The following is an 18,340-nucleotide window of genomic DNA, read 5'->3' as shown; positions in this document are numbered from 1 at the left end:
TATTGTTTTATAAATTGCCCGCCGCCGAAGTGGCGGGCGGGTAAATTACAGGAAGCTGGTACCGTACGCCAGTTTCGGCAGGCCATGGTAAGCCGCGATGCTCTGGCCGATATCGGCAAAGGTCTCGCGACGACCGACGGAGCCGGCCTTGACCGGCTTGCCGAAGAACAGCACGGGAATGTATTCGCGGGTGTGGTCGGTCCCACCCCAGGTCGGGTCGCAGCCGTGGTCGGCAGTCAGCACCACCACGTCACCATCCTGCAGCAGCTCAAACAGCTCTGGCAGGCGGGAATCGAAATACTCCAGCGCACCGGCATAACCGGCAACGTCACGGCGGTGGCCGTAGGAGGAGTCGAAGTCGACGAAGTTGGTGAAGACGATGGTGTTGTCACCGGCCGCTTTCACCTCTTCCAGCGTGCGATCCCACAACTCGGTCAGACCGGTCCCTTTCACCTGCTTGGTGATGCCCTGTTGGGCATAGATGTCGGCAATCTTGCCGATGGAGACCACCTGACCGCCCGCATCTTTCATGTAATCCAGCACAGTCGGCGCCGGCGGCAGCACTGAGTAGTCGTGACGGTTGCCGGTACGCTTGAAGTTGCCCTTGCCAGTACCTACGAACGGACGCGCAATCACGCGGCCGATGTTGTAGGGCTCCAGCAGCTCGCGCACGATGTGGCACAGTTCATAGAGCTTCTCGAGGCCGTAGGTCTCTTCGTGGCAGGCAATCTGGAACACGGAGTCGGCAGAGGTGTAGAGGATCGGCTTGCCGGTCTTCATGTGCTCTTCGCCCAGATCGTCCAGCACCTGGGTACCGGAAGCGTGGCAGTTACCCAGATATCCCGGCAGACCAGCCTTCTCGACGATGGCGTCCAGCAGCTCCTGCGGGAAGCTGTTGTGGTGATCCTTGAAGTAGCCCCACTCGAACAGCACGGGCACACCGGCGATCTCCCAGTGACCGGACGGGGTGTCCTTGCCGGAGGAGAGCTCCTGAGCAAAGCCGTAGGCACCGACCACCTCGATATCTTTTTTCAGCCCTTCCGGGAAGTAGCCGGAAGCCTGCTCGCAAGCGTGGCCCAGGCCCAGCTTGTTGAGGTTGGGTAGATTGAGGGCGCCACGGCCTTCAATTTCACCTGCCGCACACGCCTTGGCGATATGGCCAAGGGTGTTGGCACCCACATCTCCGAACTTGTCGGCGTCGGCAGCAGCGCCAATACCGAAAGAGTCCATCATCAGAATAAAGGTACGTTTCATGGGTCTTCCCCTTGTTACAAATCGGCCAGGGTGATACGGCGGTACACTTCAGGCAGTGCCTCCGGCCGCTCGCCACCAATCCGGACAGCCGCCTGCACCATGCTGGCAGCCTGAGCATATTGCTCTTCAGTCTGAGCGTGGATCATCGCGATCGGCTTGTCAGCATCGACGCTTTGACCCAGGCGGATAAAGTCGGTCAGACCGACTGCATAATCAAGTTTGTCACCGGCAGCGCGGCGACCGCCGCCCATGGCGACCACAGCCAGACCCAGCTCGCGGGTATCCATGGCGGTCACGAAGCCACTGTTGGCCGCGAAAACCGGGCGCACGATGGCAGCCTTGGGCAGGTAAGCGTCGTAACGCTCCATAAAATCGGCCGGGCCACCGAGACCTGTCACCATGCGACCGAAGATCTCGGCCGCCTTGCCGTTATCCAGCACCGCCTGCAGCTTGGCACGGGCATCGCGCTCGTCGCTGGCCAAGCCTGCAGAGATCAGCATCTCGGCGCACAGCGCCATGGTCACTTCGTGAATCCGCGGGTTACGGTATTCACCGGTCAGGTAGCGCACCGCTTCGCGCACTTCCACCGCGTTACCGGCGCTGGAGGCCAGCACCTGGTTCATATCGGTCAAGAGCGCAGAGGTGCGGCAGCCGGCGCCGTTGGCCACGGCCACAATGCTCTTGGCCAGCTCTTCGGAGGCTTCAAAAGTCGGCATAAAGGCGCCGGAGCCCACTTTCACATCCATCACCAGCGCTTCGAGCCCGGAGGCGAGCTTCTTGGAGAGGATGGAGCCGGTGATCATCGCGACAGATTCGACGGTGGCGGTGATGTCCCGTACTGCATAGATACGCTTGTCAGCGGGGGCGAGATCGCCGGTCTGGCCGATGATGGCGACACCCGCCTCTTTCACCACTTTCAGGAAACGATCGTTGTCGACCGAGGTCTGGTAGCCGGGAATGGCGTCCAGCTTGTCGAGGGTACCACCGGTGTGGCCCAGGCCACGGCCGGAGATCATCGGCACGAAACCGCCGCACGCAGCGACCATCGGGCCAAGCATCAGGGAGACAACGTCCCCCACCCCGCCGGTGGAGTGCTTGTCGACAATCGGGCCACCCAGATTGAGGTGATCCCAGGTCAGCACCATGCCGGAGTCGCGCATGGCGCAGGTCAGGGCAACCCGCTCATCCATGGTCATGTCTTTGAAGTAGACCGCCATCGCCAGCGCCGCAATCTGCCCCTCGCCGATGGTGTTGTTGGTAATGCCCTGAACGAAGAATTGAATTTCTTGGGTACTGAGCGCTTCACCGTTGCGCTTCTTGCGAATAATTTCTTGAGGCAAAAACATCTTTCATTCCCTCCGCCATTGCTGGCGTTACACAAGCCTGAATCCTTGCCCGCACACCGCATGGTGGGGGCTAACAGGGCGGACAGCAGTCCGCCCTCTCATCAACCTATTAGTAACCGCTGGTGTTGGCTGGCTTGTCGCCATGCCCCAGAGTGGCCAGCAGACTAGCCAGCAGGCTGGATGCACCAAAGCGGAAGGTACGGGCGGACACCCAGTCGTTGCCGAGGATCTCTTCGGCCATGGCCAGATACTGACCGGCAACGGCGGCATCTTTCACGCCACCGGCAGGCTTGAAGCCGACTTTCGGATTCTTGGCCTTGATCACTTCCATCATGATCCGCGCCGCTTCCGGGGTCGCATTGACCGGCACCTTGCCGGTGGAGGTCTTGATGAAGTCGGCACCGGCATCGATACAGATTTCGGAAGCACGACGGATCAGCGCCTCTTCTTTCAGCTCGCCGGTTTCGATGATCACTTTCAGCAGCACGTTGGCACCGCAGGCCTCTTTACAGGCTTTGACCAGATCAAAACCGATCTGTTCATTACCGGCCATGAAGGCGCGGTACGGGAACACCACGTCCACTTCGTCAGCACCGTAGGCGACAGCGGCACGGGTCTCGGCCACGGCGATCTCGATGTCGTCGTTGCCGTGCGGGAAGTTGGTCACGGTCGCAATGCGTACGTCGGCAGCGCCGATCTCACGCAGTGTCTTGCGAGCGATAGGGATAAAACGGGGGTAGATGCAGACGGCGGCGGTCAGGCCAGCCGGTGACTTGGCCTTATGGCACAGGTCGATCACCTTCTGATCGGTGTCGTCGTCGTTCAGGGTGGTCAGGTCCATCAGGTTCAGGGCGCGCTGAGCGGCCACTTTCAGATCAGTCATTCTGTTCTCCAAAGTCTCGATTTAATCCAGATAACCGGGCACCACCATACCATCCAGCGATGGATGCACAGGCAGTAATCCCCAGCTATACGGGAATGGAATTACAGTGCGAAGGCACCGGCACTATCGGGATGCTATTCAAAACACCCTGCAGGCACTGCGACTGTAAATAAGGCAAGAGCCCTGTCACTTTCTTACAAAAGTGCGGACTTGGTTCCATGAAGACTTGAGAAAGGCCGACAACATCTGACCCGACTTCCCAATCAATTCCATTTGACCGCCAACACCCGATTTCATCGAGTATTAGTCATTGCCAGCACCCTGCTGGCAACGCCTATTTCAGCCGAGATACCCCCTGTTTGCAAGCCGGATTTGCCAATTTCAGAGGTACCTCACATCTGACAAATCCAGGTCTAAAAAAGCCTTACGAAAAGAAACGGGTCAGGATCCAGGAGTAGGCCAATCCCCCCAGATAGACCCCGACGATCCCCATTACCCCGGATAAAACGGGAGGCGCCGGGATCGGCAATTTGAGGAAAGAAAACAACAAACCAACTATAAAGCCGGCCACCATCGCCAGTAGCACTTCATTCATATAACCTCCGATTTGACTCATTTTATTATTAGTTTAGATAGGAAAACGGTTGTCACCGCTCCATACGCGAACGCCACGGCAGATGCCGTGGCGTTCGTGTTTATACCCTGTCAGTCAGGCGGCGATTACATGCCGGACAGTGCCAGGAAGAAGCCTGCGATAGTGGCAGACATCAGGTTGGACAGAGAGCCAGCCAGTACGGCTTTCAGACCAAAGCGTGCAATGGTGCCGCGGCGGTTCGGCGCCATGGACCCCAGACCACCCAGCAGGATGGCAACAGAGGAGAGGTTGGCAAAACCACACAGTGCGAAGGAGATAATCGCCTTGGTGTGATCGGACATGGCCACACCGTTGATCAGCACTTCGTCTTTCAGGTACGGAGCGAAGTTCAGGTAAGCCACGAACTCGTTCACTACCAGCTTCTGACCGATGAAGGAACCGGCAACCACTGCTTCATTCCAGGGCACACCGATCAGGAAGGCCAGCGGGGAGAAGATCCAGCCCAGCAGCAGTTCCAGAGAGAGTTGCGGATAACCGAACCAGCCACCCACACCGGAGAAGATGCCGTTGATCATGGCAATCAGACCGATGAAGGCCAGCAGCATGGCGCCGACGTTCAGGGCCAGTTGCATACCGGCAGAAGCGCCAGCAGCAGCAGCGTCAATGACGTTGGCAGGCTTGTCATCCAGCTCGGCATCGGCAGAACTTTCGTCGTAGTTCGGGGTCTCGGTTTCGGGAACCAGCAGCTTGGCGAACAGCAGACCACCCGGTGCAGCCATGAAGGAGGCAGCAATCAGGTACTCCATCTTCACGCCCATGGAGGCGTAACCTGCCAGTACGGAACCGGCAACGGAAGCCAGACCACCACACATGACGGCGAACAGCTCGGAGTCAGTCATCTTGGCGATGTAGGGACGAACCACCAGCGGCGCTTCGGTCTGACCGACGAAGATGTTGGCAGTTGCGGAGAGGGATTCGGTGCGGGAAGTACCCAGTACTTTCTGCAGGCCGCCGCCCAGCAACTTGATGACCATCTGCATGATGCCCAGGTAGTAGAGCACTGCAATCAGGGAAGAGAAGAAGATGATGACTGGCAGAACACGGAAGGCAAAGACAAAGCCGCCGCCACCGAACACTTCAAACATCTTGTTGCTGACCAGACCGCCAAACAGGAAGTCGATCCCGTTCTGGCCGTAGCTGATCACGCTGGATACCGCGTCGGACACGCCGACCAGGATATCGCGACCAACCGGAACATAGAGAACAAACGCCCCCAGACCGGCTTGAATTGCGAACGCACCGACAACGGTACGGACGTTGATTGCCTTGCGATTGCTGGAGAACAGCACCGCGATAAGGACGAGCGTCGCCATCCCTACCAGACCCATGAACAAATTCATTATTATCTTCCTCTAGTAGCACCTGGCTTGTTAGCGAGTTGTTATTAAACCCAACTAATCAAGGGGTGCGCATTATACTAATTAAAGTCCGATAAAATAGAATGCTGGTCACATTTTATCGTTATCAAAATGTCCAAGTGTCACAAAATTAGACAGCAAACGATTTTTACGCTCATTTTTTTTCCTGACAACTAAATCAGGTGTTGCGAATTTGTTTCATGGCTATTGGTCGTGATGGAAAATATGTTGGGCAGTTTCAAATAACACCTTGGCAACATCTGCCGATGGTTCATCCCGCAATGTCATCAATATTTCCGCTATTTTCGGCAGAGCTTCCGGTGTATTTCGGGAGCCTTGTACGCCTTGCAACGGCATATCTGGCGAATCGGTTTCCAGCACCAGGGCCTCGAGCGGCATAGCCCGAAATACCTCTCGCGTCTTGTTCGCCCGTTCAAAACTGATTACCCCGCCCACCCCGAGTCGAAAGCCCAGTTGCCAGAAAGCCTCCGCCTGCTGCAACGAACCGCTGAAAGCATGGATCACCCCACCACGAGGCGGCTTGAAGCGGCGCAACAGCTTGGCCACAGTGTCATTGGCGCGCACCGAGTGGATCATCAGGGGGAGCCCGGCATCTGCAGCCAGCCGGATCTGAGCCTCAAACAGCGCAAGCTGCCCCTCCTGCGGCACGTGAGAACGGAGGTCCAGCCCACACTCACCGATAGCCACCAGCCTAGCAGGTTGGCTCATCACCAGCGCTCGCAGCCGTTCCATCACCCTCTCACGCTGCTCACCGGCATACCAGGGATGAATGCCCAGACCATAAAAGAGGCCGTCATGCTGATCTGCCAGTGCCATCACACGAGTCCAGTTATCCTCTGCGATGGCAGGAATGATATACTCCGTCACCCCTAATGCCCGACAACGGGCCAGCAGCGCCTCCCTGTCTTGGTCGAACACCGGAAAGTCGAGATGGCAATGGGTATCTATCAGCTGCATATCACTCACACCTGTTTGCGGTATTTAATGGGTCATTGAACATGATGAACAACAGAAACAACGGCTTTACCCTGATTGAACTGGTGCTGGTGATCATAGTGCTGGGTATCCTGGCCGTCACCGCCCTGCCCCGCTTTATCAATATCAAGGATGATGCCCTGAAAAGCACGGTCTCGGCGACCGCTGGCAGCTTTGCCAGTGCAGTTCAGCTGGCTCATGCTGGCTGGGCGGTGAAAGTGCAGGGGCAAGACCTGGCACTGTATAACTTCAGTGGAATGGGCAATAAAGATTTGGATATCAACCACTATGGCTGGCCGGTTGGAACAGAAGAAGATCCGGCTCTTAAAGAAACTGATGTCATTTTCACCGGAGGCAGTAGTAACCAGATATCCGTCAGCAGCATTAACGACTGCGAACTACTATTCAAGGCCATCCTCGATACAGACCAGACAGTCTCAAAACAATTAGAGGAAAAGGCTGATTATTACTCGCAAATAATTGAAATCCGCAGCCAAGTCGAAAATGGACTAAGCCACGATAACTGCCGCTATATCTTGCGCGATTCGATGGGCCGCTTCCAGACTGGCTCGGAGTATGAAAACGGCCTCGGCTTCGAATACAACAGCGTCACCGGTGTCGTGAGCCGCAATTTTGATTGAACTCGGCCTCTTCTGCACACACACGCTCTTTGCTTGAATCATCATCATAACGAACCGGCGTGCAACAGCGCCGGTTTTCCCGGGTGAGCCCCCACTCCTCGCACCACGCGTCATAACGGGCCAGCCAACGCAGCAATACCCCTTTCATCGTCACACCTCCGCCAACAGGTTCAGGTCAAAAACCATCCTAATCAGAGTCAGCAAGAGGAGCAAGTCATCCCCATAACCGCGATCGGGCTGAATAAAATAGAGCCGGTCAGCATGGCTGACCGGCTCTTTTAACATATCCTGAAAAGGTTATCTGATGAGCGGCAGCTCATCAGCCTCACAGACTCTTCAGCTTCTCTTCCGGCAGGGCCAGCTCGTCGTTGTGGTTGACGCCGATACCGCGCTCCAGCACATGACGGGCGATGGCGTGCGCCTCTTCCAGCGAGTGCATGCTGTAGGTGCCGCACTGATACTCGTTCAGCTCGGGGATCTTGGCCTGATCCTGCACGGTCAGCACGTCGCTCATGGCTGCCTGCCAGGCTGCGCCAACACGGGCTTCGTCCGGCGCGCCGATCAGGCTCATGTAGAAGCCGGTACGGCAACCCATGGGGGAGATATCGATGATCTCCACGCCATTGCCGTTCAGGTGATCACGCATAAAACCGGCGAACAGGTGCTCCAGCGTATGGATACCGCGCTCGGAGAGGATCTCCTGATTCGGTACGCAGAAACGCAGGTCGAACACAGTAATGGTGTCCTTGTTCGGGGTCTGCATGGTCTTGGCCACACGCACCGCTGGCGCTTCCATACGGGTGTGGTCAACGGTAAAACTGTCCAATAACGGCATTTCTGACTCCTGATTTGGTTACCAGAACCAGCCCCCACGGGAGAGCTGATCCTTGCATTGACGGTACTGGGCGCCGTAGCGCTGGGCGCGAGCTTCCACTTTGCGAGAGGTCTTCATCAACCACCCCTTGCTGCGATAGCTGCCACGCCGGTAGCCACCCCACCCTTCGTGATAGTTGAGGTACTGGCCATAGGCATCCCACTTGGAGGTGCCATTTAGCCGCTGGGCCTTGTTAGTGTACCAACCCATAAAATCGATGGCGTCGGCAAAGTCATCGCGGTCACTCCAGCTGTTGCCGGTTTCCCGCTGGTAATCCGCCCAGGTTTCATCTTTGACCTGAGCATAACCATAAGCCGAACTGGCCCGCCCGGTCGGGATGAAGAGGAAATACTGCATCGGCGGCTGGGCATCATGTACGTAAGAGGACTCCTGATACATCATGGCCATCACCACATGGATCGGCGTCCCCCACTTCTCGTTCATCTTGAGCGCGGCCTTGTGCCAGTCAGGCTTCTCGCGAAAGATCTGGCACAGATTCTCCGGCTGAGCCGGTGGACGGGTACTACAGGCGGTCAGGCCCGCCAACAGGCTGGCGACCACAGCAAAACGCATCCACCCCATCAAATGAGGTCGCGCTTCACGCCGCTGGTCAGGTAAAGAGATAGCCAAGGTCAGATCGCGTCTTCGTTCTCTTCGCCGGTACGGATACGAATGACACGCTCCACCTCGCAGACGAAGATCTTGCCATCACCAATCTTGCCAGTACGGGCGGTGTTCTGGATCGCTTCCAGACAGGCATCGAGATCCTCGTCCTGCACCACCAGCTCCACCTTCACTTTCGGCAGGAAGTCGACCATATATTCGGCGCCGCGATAGAGCTCGGTATGGCCCTTCTGGCGGCCGAAGCCTTTGACTTCGGATACGGTCATGCCGTTGATGCCGATCTCGGCCAGGGCCTCGCGCACATCGTCCAGCTTGAACGGTTTGATGATGGCTTCAATCTTCTTCATGGTGACTCCTTACCAGTTCTGTTTGCCGAACCCGGATGTAATGGGGTAACGGCGATCCTTACCAAAATTGCGAGCCGTAATGCGGGGCCCGACCGCCGCCTGACGGCGCTTGTATTCGTTGAGGTCCACGAGGCGGATCACCTTGCGCACCACCGCCTCCTCGAAGCCCTCTGCCACCATGTCGGCGACCGAGGCATCCTCTTCCACGTAACGTTTGAGGATGGCATCGAGGATGTCGTATGGCGGCAGGCTGTCCTGATCCACCTGATCCGGCGCCAATTCTGCCGAAGGGGGGCGGTCGATAACCCGCTGCGGGATCACGTAGTCAACCGAGTTGCGATATTCGCACAGCTTGAAAACCAGCGTCTTGGGCACATCTTTCAGCACGTCGAAACCGCCCGCCATGTCACCGTACAGCGTGGCATAACCGACTGCCATTTCGCTCTTGTTGCCAGTGGTCAGCACGATACGACGACGTTTGTTGGAGAGCGCCATCAGCAGCACGCCGCGGCAGCGGGCCTGCAGGTTCTCTTCGGTCGTATCGCGGGCGGTGCCTTCAAAAAGCGGCGCCAGCTGGGTCATAAATCCTTCGAACATCGGCTCGATGGAGATGATGTTGAACTCAACCCCCATCCGCTCGGCCTGCTCCTTGGCATCTTCCACACTCATCTGTGCTGTGTAGCGGAACGGCATCATCACCGCCTGCACCTTGTCGGCCCCGATGGCATCGGCCGCGATGGCCAGCGTCAGCGCCGAGTCGATCCCACCGGAGAGACCCAGCACAGCGCCGTGGAAGCCGTTCTTGGTAACGTAGTCGCGCACTGCCAGCACCAGCGCCTGATAGGTCTCTGCCAACGGCTCAAGCGGCGCAGCCGGTTCACACTCTTTCACCGGCTGGCCATCAGCAAAACGTACCAGCGCCAGCTCTTCGGCAAACGGGGCCAGCTTGTGAGTCAACTCGCCCTGGCTACTGAACACCTTGGAGCAGCCGTCGAAAATCAGCTCATCCTGACCGCACACCTGATTGAGGTAGACCAGCGGCAGACCGGTCTGATCGCAGCGCTCCGCCATCAGCTCGCGGCGGATCCAGGGTTTCTCCTGATCATAGGGCGACGCATTGATGGTGAGCAGCAGCTCGGCACCCGCCGCCTTGGCGGCCAGCGCCGGGCCCGGCTGCCACAGATCTTCACAGATGAGCAGCCCCAGCTGGTGACCACGGAACGGCACCACGCAGGTCTCGGTTGCCGCGGTGAAGTAGCGCTTCTCATCAAACACGCCGTAGTTGGGCAAGTCCTGCTTGAAGTAACGGGCAATCAGCTTGCCCTGCTCATAGAGTGACGCCGCGTTGTAGAGCGCCTCCCCTTCACGCCAGGGATGCCCCACCAAAATGGCACAGTTGCCCTGCCATTCGGCAACACGAGCCAACGCGGCTTCGACCCGCATCATCAGATCGGCGCGCAGCAGCAGATCTTCCGGTGGATAACCGGTCAGGGCCAGCTCGGAGCAGACGAGCAGATCGGCACCTTGCTGTTCGGCCTGAGCCGCAGCAGCGAGCACTTTGTCAGTGTTATCTTCGATGGCGCCTACCGTCAGATTCAACTGGGCAAGCATCAGAGAGAGGGCTTTTGCCATGGCGATGCATCTTGAATTCGAAAATGATGGGGAATGATAAAGAAAAGGGGGGCAATCTGCCAGTTCAAGACAGGCGTAACCGTGTGACAGCAACCTGCGGGAAGGATAAGCTGTAGATAGTCACGGAACGACAGGCCTTCGCAGATATGAAAAACGCCGGATTTACCCTGATGGAGTTGATGATAGCCATTGCGCTGGGCGTCATTCTGTTGGGGATTGGTATTCCTTCCCTCTCTAACCTGCTTGGCAGCAATAATTTGGCGACCCAGGAAAAAAGCCTTCTCAACCACTTAAACTATGCCAGACAACAGGCTATCTCTAACCAGCAAACGGTTACTCTCTGCCTGACCACTATCAATAATTCTGTAGAAGAGTGCGTTACTGCCAATCAAAATGGAGCGACCCGGCAGATCGCTTTTATCGATACTAATAGCGATCAGAAGCTCAATGGCAGCGAAACAACTCTGACGGCAAGTCCAGAGTTTCCTGCAGAACTGGCCATTTCTGCAGATGCACAGGCGCTGCGCTTCACCCCAGATGGCACCATTACGTCTGACAGCGAGGTCATCTTTTCACTCTGTGTAAGCGGCGAAAAGGGCGTTCAGATTGAAGTTATGCCTGCCGGGCGTGCCCATAGCCAGGCAAGTGGTGCAGTATGTCCATGACCAGCATTAACTACCGCGAAACACACACGAGCACAAAAAGGATCCATTTCAATCCAATAGCTATGCTTAGAGTCTCCTTTGAATAAGGACTCATACGCTATGGCACGAAATGGATTTACCCTGCTTGAGTTTTTGATATCGGCAAGCCTGACAACCATCCTGCTGACATTAGGACTGCCGTCATTGGCAAATCTGCTGACATCTACCGACAGCGACATCTACACAAGAAACCTGCAGGACCACCTGATCTTCGGCCAACGACAAGCCATCACACAGCAGCAACCCGTCACGGCATGTCTTGCCATGCCTGTCAGGAACTCCACAAAAGAAAGCTGCGTACTCGCAAATCAAGCTGGCGCCCAGCGCATGCTTGTCTTTCTCGACATCAATCAGGATCGCCAGTTCGATATTGCAAATGGCGATATCTTGTTATCAGCAACAGAACCCTTTCTTGAAAAACATACCGTGACGGCCAATCGACAATTTGTGCGATTCAGTCCAGATGGCACTGCGATTGGCACCAACATGACACTCCGGTTTTGTATCGACCAGGCACCTCGAGTCGATATCATCGTTTCCCCATCCGGCAGAAGCAGAAGCGAAAAAAAGGGGCTGAGTTGTTCTTAGCCCCTTTACCCTACTCAATAACCAACGTTATCTGGGTTGGATTTCATCTTGTTTTTTTGCATCAGCCAGCGAAAAGGTAGCCGCCAAAGGAACGCACTCGATTACCTCTGTGACAAGATGTACCACCCCATCAATCTCATAACCTTTCTGTTTAAACACCCTGACCAGATTTGCCTTGCTCGTATCAGTTACCGGTTGCTGCAACACCATCTGCACGCCACCTTCCAGAGTGACATAACATTTTATGTCTTCCGTTTGGGCATGAACCAACAAGGGCAAGCTCACACACCAGAGCAGCATGCGTTTCATCCCTGTTCTCCTTCATACAGATAGATTTTCTTGGGAGACATATCCATTTTTGCCTCTTCCGCACCTTGTGAGCATTCTCCTTCACCGGTACAGCGCTCAGGCTCTCCCTTCCCATCATCTTTGAGGATGACCTCCTTGCCCGGAGCACCACCTATAATCCTGATCCGGCCATCATCCCCACCATGAATAACCAGATCATCAGCAACCTTATTTTGCACCTCTACGTAACGCTGAATAACTTCCTGATTGTTGTTATCCAGTACATATTTGAAAGAAGTGCCATAGTGCATATCAATCATATATTGGCGCATGGCACCGATCGATTGAATCGTACATTGTTGGAAGTCCTGTACCTGAGGCAAGAAGGAGGTGAAATAGAGCTTGCCTTGCAACACCAAACCAGCCCCCATTGATTTTTCACCGCTTTCATTGAGCCAGAATTTCCATCCCAACTTGCTGGTCAACGCCTTGGTGGTGTTTACAATCTGCTCTTCATTCAAACCCGTAAAGGGATCGCTGGTCACATCGTAGAGATCGTTCAGTGTGATACTTGATGGCACAGCTGGTTCAGACGTTGCCCCAAACAAGGTTGGATTAACATTGTAGTCACGTAGCATCACATACACATTTTGGGTTGTCGCCTCCGAGGAGGGGCGGTTTCTATCACCACTGCCTATCAATACGGCATCAAACGGACGCTCACTGTAAAGATAATTTGTACCATCATACTTCCAACCTTTATTAATGGTGCGCACCAATACGGGCTGGGTAAAGAAACGGCGATCATCTTCCAGCTTCTTGGTAGTTCCACTTAAATGTGCATTTCCCAAACTGGCAAACTTGATGGCAGTCCATTTGGATTTTTCTGTCCCCTTCATGTCGATGCGCCAGATCTGGCCGCCGGTATCACCCGCATAAACCCGATCAGATACACCATCTCCATCGCTGTCCAGCACAGAAACAGCGCCAGGCATACTATAAACCATGCCTGCAACCTGTTTGTTGGTTGCACTAGCCGCATCCGGGGTAAAGCTGAACAACAGCGTGCCGACCTCAGCATCCACGATATAAATACCCAACCCTTCACTGTCTTCAGCCCCCTGGCCCAAATAGCTCTTGGCCTGATCATAACCTCCAGAGAATATCAGGACTGGCTTATAAGTTTTTTTACCATTGGTTTCTGTGTAATAACCGGGAATAAACGCAACCTCGGGGATCGACCAGGTCTCGCCTAGTTTGCTGAAACCGGCGCTGTTTTTATCCAACCGCCACATCAGCGAAGGGGAGTCCGGATTGGATATATTCAACGCATAATAGGCCTTGCCACCACCCCGCAGCCCAGTGAATAACCACACCTTGTCACCTTGTGACGACTTGATATGACCATCTTTTACTTGCTCATTGACCAGCACTGTCGGCGATGCATCCACACCATAGAGATGCACTGATGAGTCCAGGTTCTCTCGCAGCGCTTTCTGATTCGCGATAAATTGATAGGGCATAACGGCCCAGCTTTCATCAACCGTGGTGCCGCTGTCTTTAAACATATGCAAGAAGCCGGCATTACTTCCCATCACGATGCGCAAGTCAGGTGTACATGTAGTCTGTCCTGTCGACCTTGTACAACCGTAGTTGATCACTAATGGCCGTGAATGCAAAGGGTCACCAAGAATATGCTCCCGATTATCTGTTCTATCACCATCCTGATTCTCATCAAACGCATCAATCCCCTTGGTCCAATTAAGCAGGTCATCCATGCTATCCGCACTATCAAGCTTCATGACAGTGCGTAGCTGCGTCGCCCCGCCTGCCATGCCCTCAAGAATAGACTTGCTAAAGGGAGTTAATGTATTAGTGGAAGGGGGAATAATATAAAGATTGCGATTGGTTTTAGCCGCCAGTATCTCTTGTACCCCACCCTCGGCAACCTTGTTACCATCACTGGTGGATGACCAATAGGTTTTTGCTGATTCAAGAATTGTTCCATCACTGGATATCGCAGGTAAGCCACTCTGATCGACTACATAACCCTTATCTGGATTCAGAACCAGCTTTTTAAGATTTCCCTTCCATCGTGGACCAGAACCAGGCTCAAACATTGCATAATAAATATTATTCAGACTGCGAGTACGGTCAAAGTTATTAGTGGCAATGGCGGGAGAGACCAGCGAGGTATTCATTTTCAAGATAGCTAATAATGATGATTTTAATGCTTCGTTAAGTTGGGTTGCATCGGTTGCCGGATAGTATTTACCCCCACCACGACGAGCGGTCTCTGCCAATAATGCACCGGCCCCCTTAATTGCTTCATCTCCAAAACCCACGGTGAATGTTGTGACTGTTTGTTTGCCAATAGCCGAGGTGTTTACATCATTGTTTTTCATATATCCGGCAAGTGCAGCAAGATAGCTTTTTTCACCAGAAGACCCATAACTAACCAAGCCGCCATAAGCAACCTTATCCTCTGTAGATAACGTGCTGATCAGGTTAGCGACAAGGGAATCTGCTGCTTTATCATTGGTTGGTTCACCATCTGTCATATAGATGATATAACCATTATTGGAGCATTTATCATAGGGGGTTTTATATATACCTGATGTTACTTCAGCATTGCTATCCCGCTTGGGAGTACGATTTACATCATCGTCACCAAAGTACACCCCCAAACCGCCAAAGTATCTATATGATTCATATAGTGTTTCACACAAGGGAGTCCAAGTGTCAGAGCTCAAACTATTTACCTTGTCAATCAAATCCTGCGCACCGCTTTTACCAGAGGTGAGGATGGCATCGTTACCTACAATATTGCGGATTATTCTTCCGCCATTTCTACTGCCTGGTTCATTGCCATCATTGTAGTTAAAAACTGCCAGACCAAAATCGACAGCTGGCGTAGCCAAAACCAGTTCTTTGACTGCATCCTGAGCAACTTTTAATCGAGTTTGTGTTGACACACCTGTACTACCGTAATACCAACGGACATAATTTGCCGTAAATAATGAGATCTGGGTAGAACTACCACTATCAAGAGCATTGGCTACATTTGATGTGTAAAACCAGCTTCCCGTTGTGCGATTTGGCTTGTCAACGGGATAACCATCAACAATATATGTTGAATATGGGCCTGAATATTGATTGTTTGCGTTTTGCTCATCAATATCTTGCTGGCAATCTGCAATTATTATACTGTAAATATCAAAATCATTTAGAGAACGCCAACGCCCCTTTCTATTTCTATCATATATTTCATATCCCCAAACTCGTGACTGAAATCGGCCCACATTATTTAGAGGGCCTTTAGATGTCGCACATGCATTTAAATTCTCACTAAAACGTTTGGTACTGTTGATAGTGGGAACTTTTCCATCAGTGGAGAAATAGATGAAACGATTGCTATTATTAACATCTGGATCATTAGCCAACGATGGATAACTTATCGATGAGTCATAAGGCTCTTTAGCAACTTCGGTTGTATTTTTCATACTCCCCGAGTTATCGAAAATAAAGAGCACCTTAGGGCGAAAGTCCCCCGCCTTGGCAAAGTCATAAATAAACAACTCGGTATCATCTGAATAACCAGTACCTACCGCCAAAGATCCCCCTGATATTCCGCAACACAATACCAGCAAGCTTGTTAATAAACAGTTCCTTATGTTCATAACTGGCTCCCTAATTGGCACTGAGCAAGGGTTGTTCTACCCCGGCAGTAAAGGTCATTTGGCTATTCACCTTGCCATAAGTACTGGATGTGGTGGCTTCAGCATAACGACAAGCTGGTGTTACATTCTGGCTACTGGCTTCAAATTTGCGTTTGCATACACTTTCTGTATTGACTGTCAGGGTTGCAGTTGGAGTTGTAGTGCCTATTGCAGCTGAAACCCCAATAGCCTGTGTAGCAATTTGTGTTGAGAGAGAAGTATCGCTCAATGCAGACTCCAGAGTGCCTTCAACTTCGTGCTCCGCCCGTTGCAAACTGGCACTAGAACCCGCCATCTTCAGACTCATACCACTGGATTGCATTACGACTACCGCAATCAGAGTCAAGGGAACCAGAATAACCAGTGCAACGATCAATGCTACACCCTGGTTTTTTTTAACCAATCTCATGTTCCACCTCGGGTGGTTATTTGTTGATTGCGTAATGCAATACTGCTTTCCAAGAGCAGACGGCGATAACCATCACCACCACCATTAACCGTAATATTACCAAGTTGATAGCTATTGTTATTCTTATAGCGACTTGATTCCCGAGTGGCTCTAATCAGCAAGAAAAGCCTAGCCCCCAATACTCGCCCCTCATTCCAGCGCTGTGTTGTCATTTGGTCCGTTGACATATATCTGTCTATGCGTCCATCAGGGATCAAGGAGTCATCAACACCATACATCAACACCATATGTTCAACCCCTTCAGCCATGGCGCCACCAATAAGAGAAGAACCACCATTGACGGTCAAATAGCGCTTGCGCAAAACAGGAATGCCATCTTCTTGCGACAAGTAATAAATGTAGTGTTGGTATTCCCAGATCTGGCTCTCATTATTGGCACCAAAGAGTGGTCGGGTTTCACCCCCCTTGATGACTCTCGCCTCCTGACTATTGGTTGCCATATAAAAGCGGTTTGTATCCAATCCCTCTGATGCTGGTATAGGACGCCCTACCAGTCGCTTGATACTGATTACATCGGAGTTTGCCACTCGATCGTTGGCATCAATACAAGTAAAACCACTCAATCCTTTGCTTGCGGAGACCCGTGAAACCCAAAGCCCGCGAATTGGCCCAAGAGGTGATGGCAAACTACCGACAGAGCGCTCATCCAGACAATCACTGGCTGATAAAATGGTACTGCCAGTGCTGAGCGACAGTGAGGAGCCAACCTGGGTTGATTGGCCGGTATAGGCGCCAAAAAAACCGGCCCATTTGATATCCTGACTAATCAGCCGAATGGCCAATCGACCATTTTCCTGTAATTCACTTTGATCAAAGGCATCTTCAGAGCTGGAACGAGACATCACAAAAACTGTGAATACCCCCGCCAACAAAAATAGACCGAGCAGCATAGCGACTAGCCACTCTACCAGCGTGAAACCGCGAGAATTCATAAAGTCGTCGTCAGAATAAACTGGCGCCTCGAAAGATTATTTGCTGTCGAGAGTTGACACTCATTGATCAGCGTTGCTGCGGCGGCAGCCCCCCCATCAGATATCTCTTGCTTGCCAGCCCAGAATATCCCGACAGCCAATACATTATTGGCCCGCCGCACCACGCAGCCTATCGGTGAATTCAGGGAGGATGCAGCCCCCGAAACACTGGCCCCAAGCAGGGCTTGTTGCCAGTAGTGAAGGTCGGCATTACGTAAATCTGCAGCACTGCACGCGCTGATTGTGCCATCAGCAGCGGCGCATGTAGGGCGTGGCAAGTTGGCGGCAAGATTGACGGTCACTGCACCGGATGCAGTCCAGCTATCGCGATTTATCCGTACTCGTTCAACCATATCGTTAGCCAACCAACTGGCGATAGTACGCTGACGAGCTTCATAACTGGCAAATTTGGAATGGGTTTGCAAAGCAACCAGACCAAGCAGCCCCAGCGACAGGATGACAGCGGTGATCATCACCTCCAGCAGGCTGAATCCTCTCTCATGTGATGAAACATGAATGGCCATGGTTATTCCCAACAGCTATTGCTAGCTGCACCAGAGGCACTTTTGACACCCAACTGATTAATGGAAAACACCGTGCAATCGGTATCTTTGGCTTGGGCTGTCGTCGAGCCAGCACTGGCTGACAAGGTGTAGGTGTTGCCTGATACGGCAATGGATAATTGATACAGACCATTCTCAGATGCACTACTGATACCAAGAGCAGCAGCAGAGGATGCATACTGATTGAAATCCATAAAATAGGTTTCTTGCCGATTGGCCGCATTCAACAGCATGCTCTTGGCTTCGACACGATGACTGGTCAGCACATATTGCTGATAGGCGGGATAAGCGATGGTGCCAAGAATCGCCACGATGGCGATGACAATCATCAACTCAATAAGAGAAAAGCCACGAAAGTATCCAATCATATCCCATCCTTGGTGACAGACTGCTTCATAAGTTTAACGCCGAGCCTGTCTCTTGAACAA

Annotated in this window: 19 protein-coding genes; 3 read left to right on the top strand and 16 right to left on the bottom strand. The window is 53.2% G+C overall.

The window, feature by feature from the left end; all coding sequences use genetic code 11:
- Nucleotides 1-45: 45 nt before the first annotated feature.
- The 6 genes from I6L46_RS20050 to I6L46_RS20025 all read right to left on the bottom strand — a co-directional run bounded on the left by I6L46_RS20050 (nt 46) and on the right by I6L46_RS20025 (nt 6,474).
- Nucleotides 46-1,254 carry a phosphopentomutase gene (locus tag I6L46_RS20050; RefSeq protein ID WP_021230981.1) on the bottom strand — a complete coding sequence of 403 codons (1,209 nt, stop codon included), beginning with the start codon at nt 1,252-1,254 and terminating at the stop codon, nt 46-48.
- A gap of 14 nt (nt 1,255-1,268) precedes the next feature.
- Nucleotides 1,269-2,600 (bottom strand): thymidine phosphorylase, encoded by a 1,332-nt coding sequence (gene deoA / locus I6L46_RS20045; RefSeq protein ID WP_005340469.1) that lies wholly within the window; start codon nt 2,598-2,600, stop codon nt 1,269-1,271.
- A 109-nt stretch (nt 2,601-2,709) separates the two neighbouring features.
- Nucleotides 2,710-3,483 carry a deoxyribose-phosphate aldolase gene (gene deoC / locus I6L46_RS20040; RefSeq protein ID WP_005340468.1) on the bottom strand — a complete coding sequence of 258 codons (774 nt, stop codon included), beginning with the start codon at nt 3,481-3,483 and terminating at the stop codon, nt 2,710-2,712.
- 424 nt (nt 3,484-3,907) lie between these two features.
- Nucleotides 3,908-4,078 (bottom strand): XapX domain-containing protein, encoded by a 171-nt coding sequence (locus tag I6L46_RS20035; protein WP_005340467.1) that lies wholly within the window; start codon nt 4,076-4,078, stop codon nt 3,908-3,910.
- Between the two features lie 125 nt (nt 4,079-4,203).
- A complete protein-coding gene (locus I6L46_RS20030; RefSeq protein ID WP_005340466.1) occupies nt 4,204-5,478 on the bottom strand; it encodes a NupC/NupG family nucleoside CNT transporter in 1,275 nt (424 codons plus the stop codon).
- A 222-nt stretch (nt 5,479-5,700) separates the two neighbouring features.
- The gene (locus I6L46_RS20025; protein ID WP_216976893.1) at nt 5,701-6,474 is read right to left on the bottom strand and encodes a TatD family hydrolase; all 774 of its coding nucleotides are present in this window, start codon (nt 6,472-6,474) and stop codon (nt 5,701-5,703) included.
- A 41-nt stretch (nt 6,475-6,515) separates the two neighbouring features.
- Between I6L46_RS20025 and I6L46_RS20020 the strand changes: the two genes are divergently transcribed.
- Nucleotides 6,516-7,133, top strand: a complete 618-nt coding sequence (locus I6L46_RS20020) for a type II secretion system protein (protein ID WP_302054278.1) — start codon at nt 6,516-6,518, stop codon at nt 7,131-7,133.
- Between the two features lie 325 nt (nt 7,134-7,458).
- Here I6L46_RS20020 and luxS read toward each other — a convergent pair whose 3' ends face one another.
- Genes luxS through I6L46_RS20000 form a run of 4 tightly spaced genes read right to left on the bottom strand, consistent with a single transcriptional unit; the run spans nt 7,459 to nt 10,610 of the window.
- Nucleotides 7,459-7,968 (bottom strand): S-ribosylhomocysteine lyase, encoded by a 510-nt coding sequence (luxS, locus tag I6L46_RS20015; protein WP_005340462.1) that lies wholly within the window; start codon nt 7,966-7,968, stop codon nt 7,459-7,461.
- An 18-nt stretch (nt 7,969-7,986) separates the two neighbouring features.
- On the bottom strand, nt 7,987-8,580 hold the full coding sequence (locus I6L46_RS20010) for a hypothetical protein (protein WP_272951253.1): 594 nt from the start codon (nt 8,578-8,580) through the stop codon (nt 7,987-7,989).
- A gap of 59 nt (nt 8,581-8,639) precedes the next feature.
- Entirely contained in the window at nt 8,640-8,978 is a 339-nt protein-coding gene (glnB, locus tag I6L46_RS20005) for a nitrogen regulatory protein P-II (RefSeq protein ID WP_005308848.1), read from the bottom strand.
- A 9-nt stretch (nt 8,979-8,987) separates the two neighbouring features.
- A complete protein-coding gene (locus I6L46_RS20000) occupies nt 8,988-10,610 on the bottom strand; it encodes an NAD+ synthase (protein WP_042053351.1) in 1,623 nt (540 codons plus the stop codon).
- Between the two features lie 146 nt (nt 10,611-10,756).
- On the opposite strand from I6L46_RS20000, the gene I6L46_RS19995 reads away from it, so the two are divergent.
- Nucleotides 10,757-11,275 carry a GspH/FimT family pseudopilin gene (locus tag I6L46_RS19995; protein ID WP_108612714.1) on the top strand — a complete coding sequence of 173 codons (519 nt, stop codon included), beginning with the start codon at nt 10,757-10,759 and terminating at the stop codon, nt 11,273-11,275.
- A 99-nt stretch (nt 11,276-11,374) separates the two neighbouring features.
- Nucleotides 11,375-11,902, top strand: coding sequence for a GspH/FimT family protein (locus tag I6L46_RS19990; RefSeq protein WP_042053349.1), 528 nt, complete (start codon nt 11,375-11,377; stop codon nt 11,900-11,902).
- A gap of 27 nt (nt 11,903-11,929) precedes the next feature.
- Here I6L46_RS19990 and tapY2 read toward each other — a convergent pair whose 3' ends face one another.
- The 6 genes from tapY2 to I6L46_RS19960 are packed head-to-tail and all read right to left on the bottom strand — an operon-like array spanning nt 11,930 to nt 18,280.
- Nucleotides 11,930-12,211, bottom strand: a complete 282-nt coding sequence (tapY2, locus tag I6L46_RS19985) for a type IVa secretion system protein TapY2 (protein WP_042053348.1) — start codon at nt 12,209-12,211, stop codon at nt 11,930-11,932.
- A complete protein-coding gene (locus I6L46_RS19980; RefSeq protein WP_216976891.1) occupies nt 12,208-15,870 on the bottom strand; it encodes a pilus assembly protein in 3,663 nt (1,220 codons plus the stop codon). The genes tapY2 and I6L46_RS19980 overlap by 4 nt, the downstream gene beginning before the upstream one ends.
- A gap of 10 nt (nt 15,871-15,880) precedes the next feature.
- Nucleotides 15,881-16,318, bottom strand: a complete 438-nt coding sequence (gene tppD, locus I6L46_RS19975) for a type IVa pilus pseudopilin TppD (RefSeq protein WP_216976889.1) — start codon at nt 16,316-16,318, stop codon at nt 15,881-15,883.
- On the bottom strand, nt 16,315-17,310 hold the full coding sequence (locus tag I6L46_RS19970; protein ID WP_216976887.1) for a PilW family protein: 996 nt from the start codon (nt 17,308-17,310) through the stop codon (nt 16,315-16,317). The genes tppD and I6L46_RS19970 overlap by 4 nt, the downstream gene beginning before the upstream one ends.
- The gene (gene pilV, locus I6L46_RS19965; protein WP_216976885.1) at nt 17,307-17,873 is read right to left on the bottom strand and encodes a type IV pilus modification protein PilV; all 567 of its coding nucleotides are present in this window, start codon (nt 17,871-17,873) and stop codon (nt 17,307-17,309) included. Before pilV ends, I6L46_RS19970 begins: the two co-directional genes overlap by 4 nt.
- Before the next feature lie 2 nt (nt 17,874-17,875).
- Nucleotides 17,876-18,280, bottom strand: coding sequence for a type IV pilin protein (locus tag I6L46_RS19960; protein ID WP_021230967.1), 405 nt, complete (start codon nt 18,278-18,280; stop codon nt 17,876-17,878).
- Nucleotides 18,281-18,340: the final 60 nt, after the last annotated feature.

Source organism: Aeromonas sp. FDAARGOS 1416 (genome assembly GCF_019048085.1).
Classification (GTDB): domain Bacteria; phylum Pseudomonadota; class Gammaproteobacteria; order Enterobacterales; family Aeromonadaceae; genus Aeromonas; species Aeromonas veronii.
The sequence above is the reverse complement of the archived record's forward strand: the minus strand, read 5'-3'. Positions and strand labels throughout refer to the sequence as shown.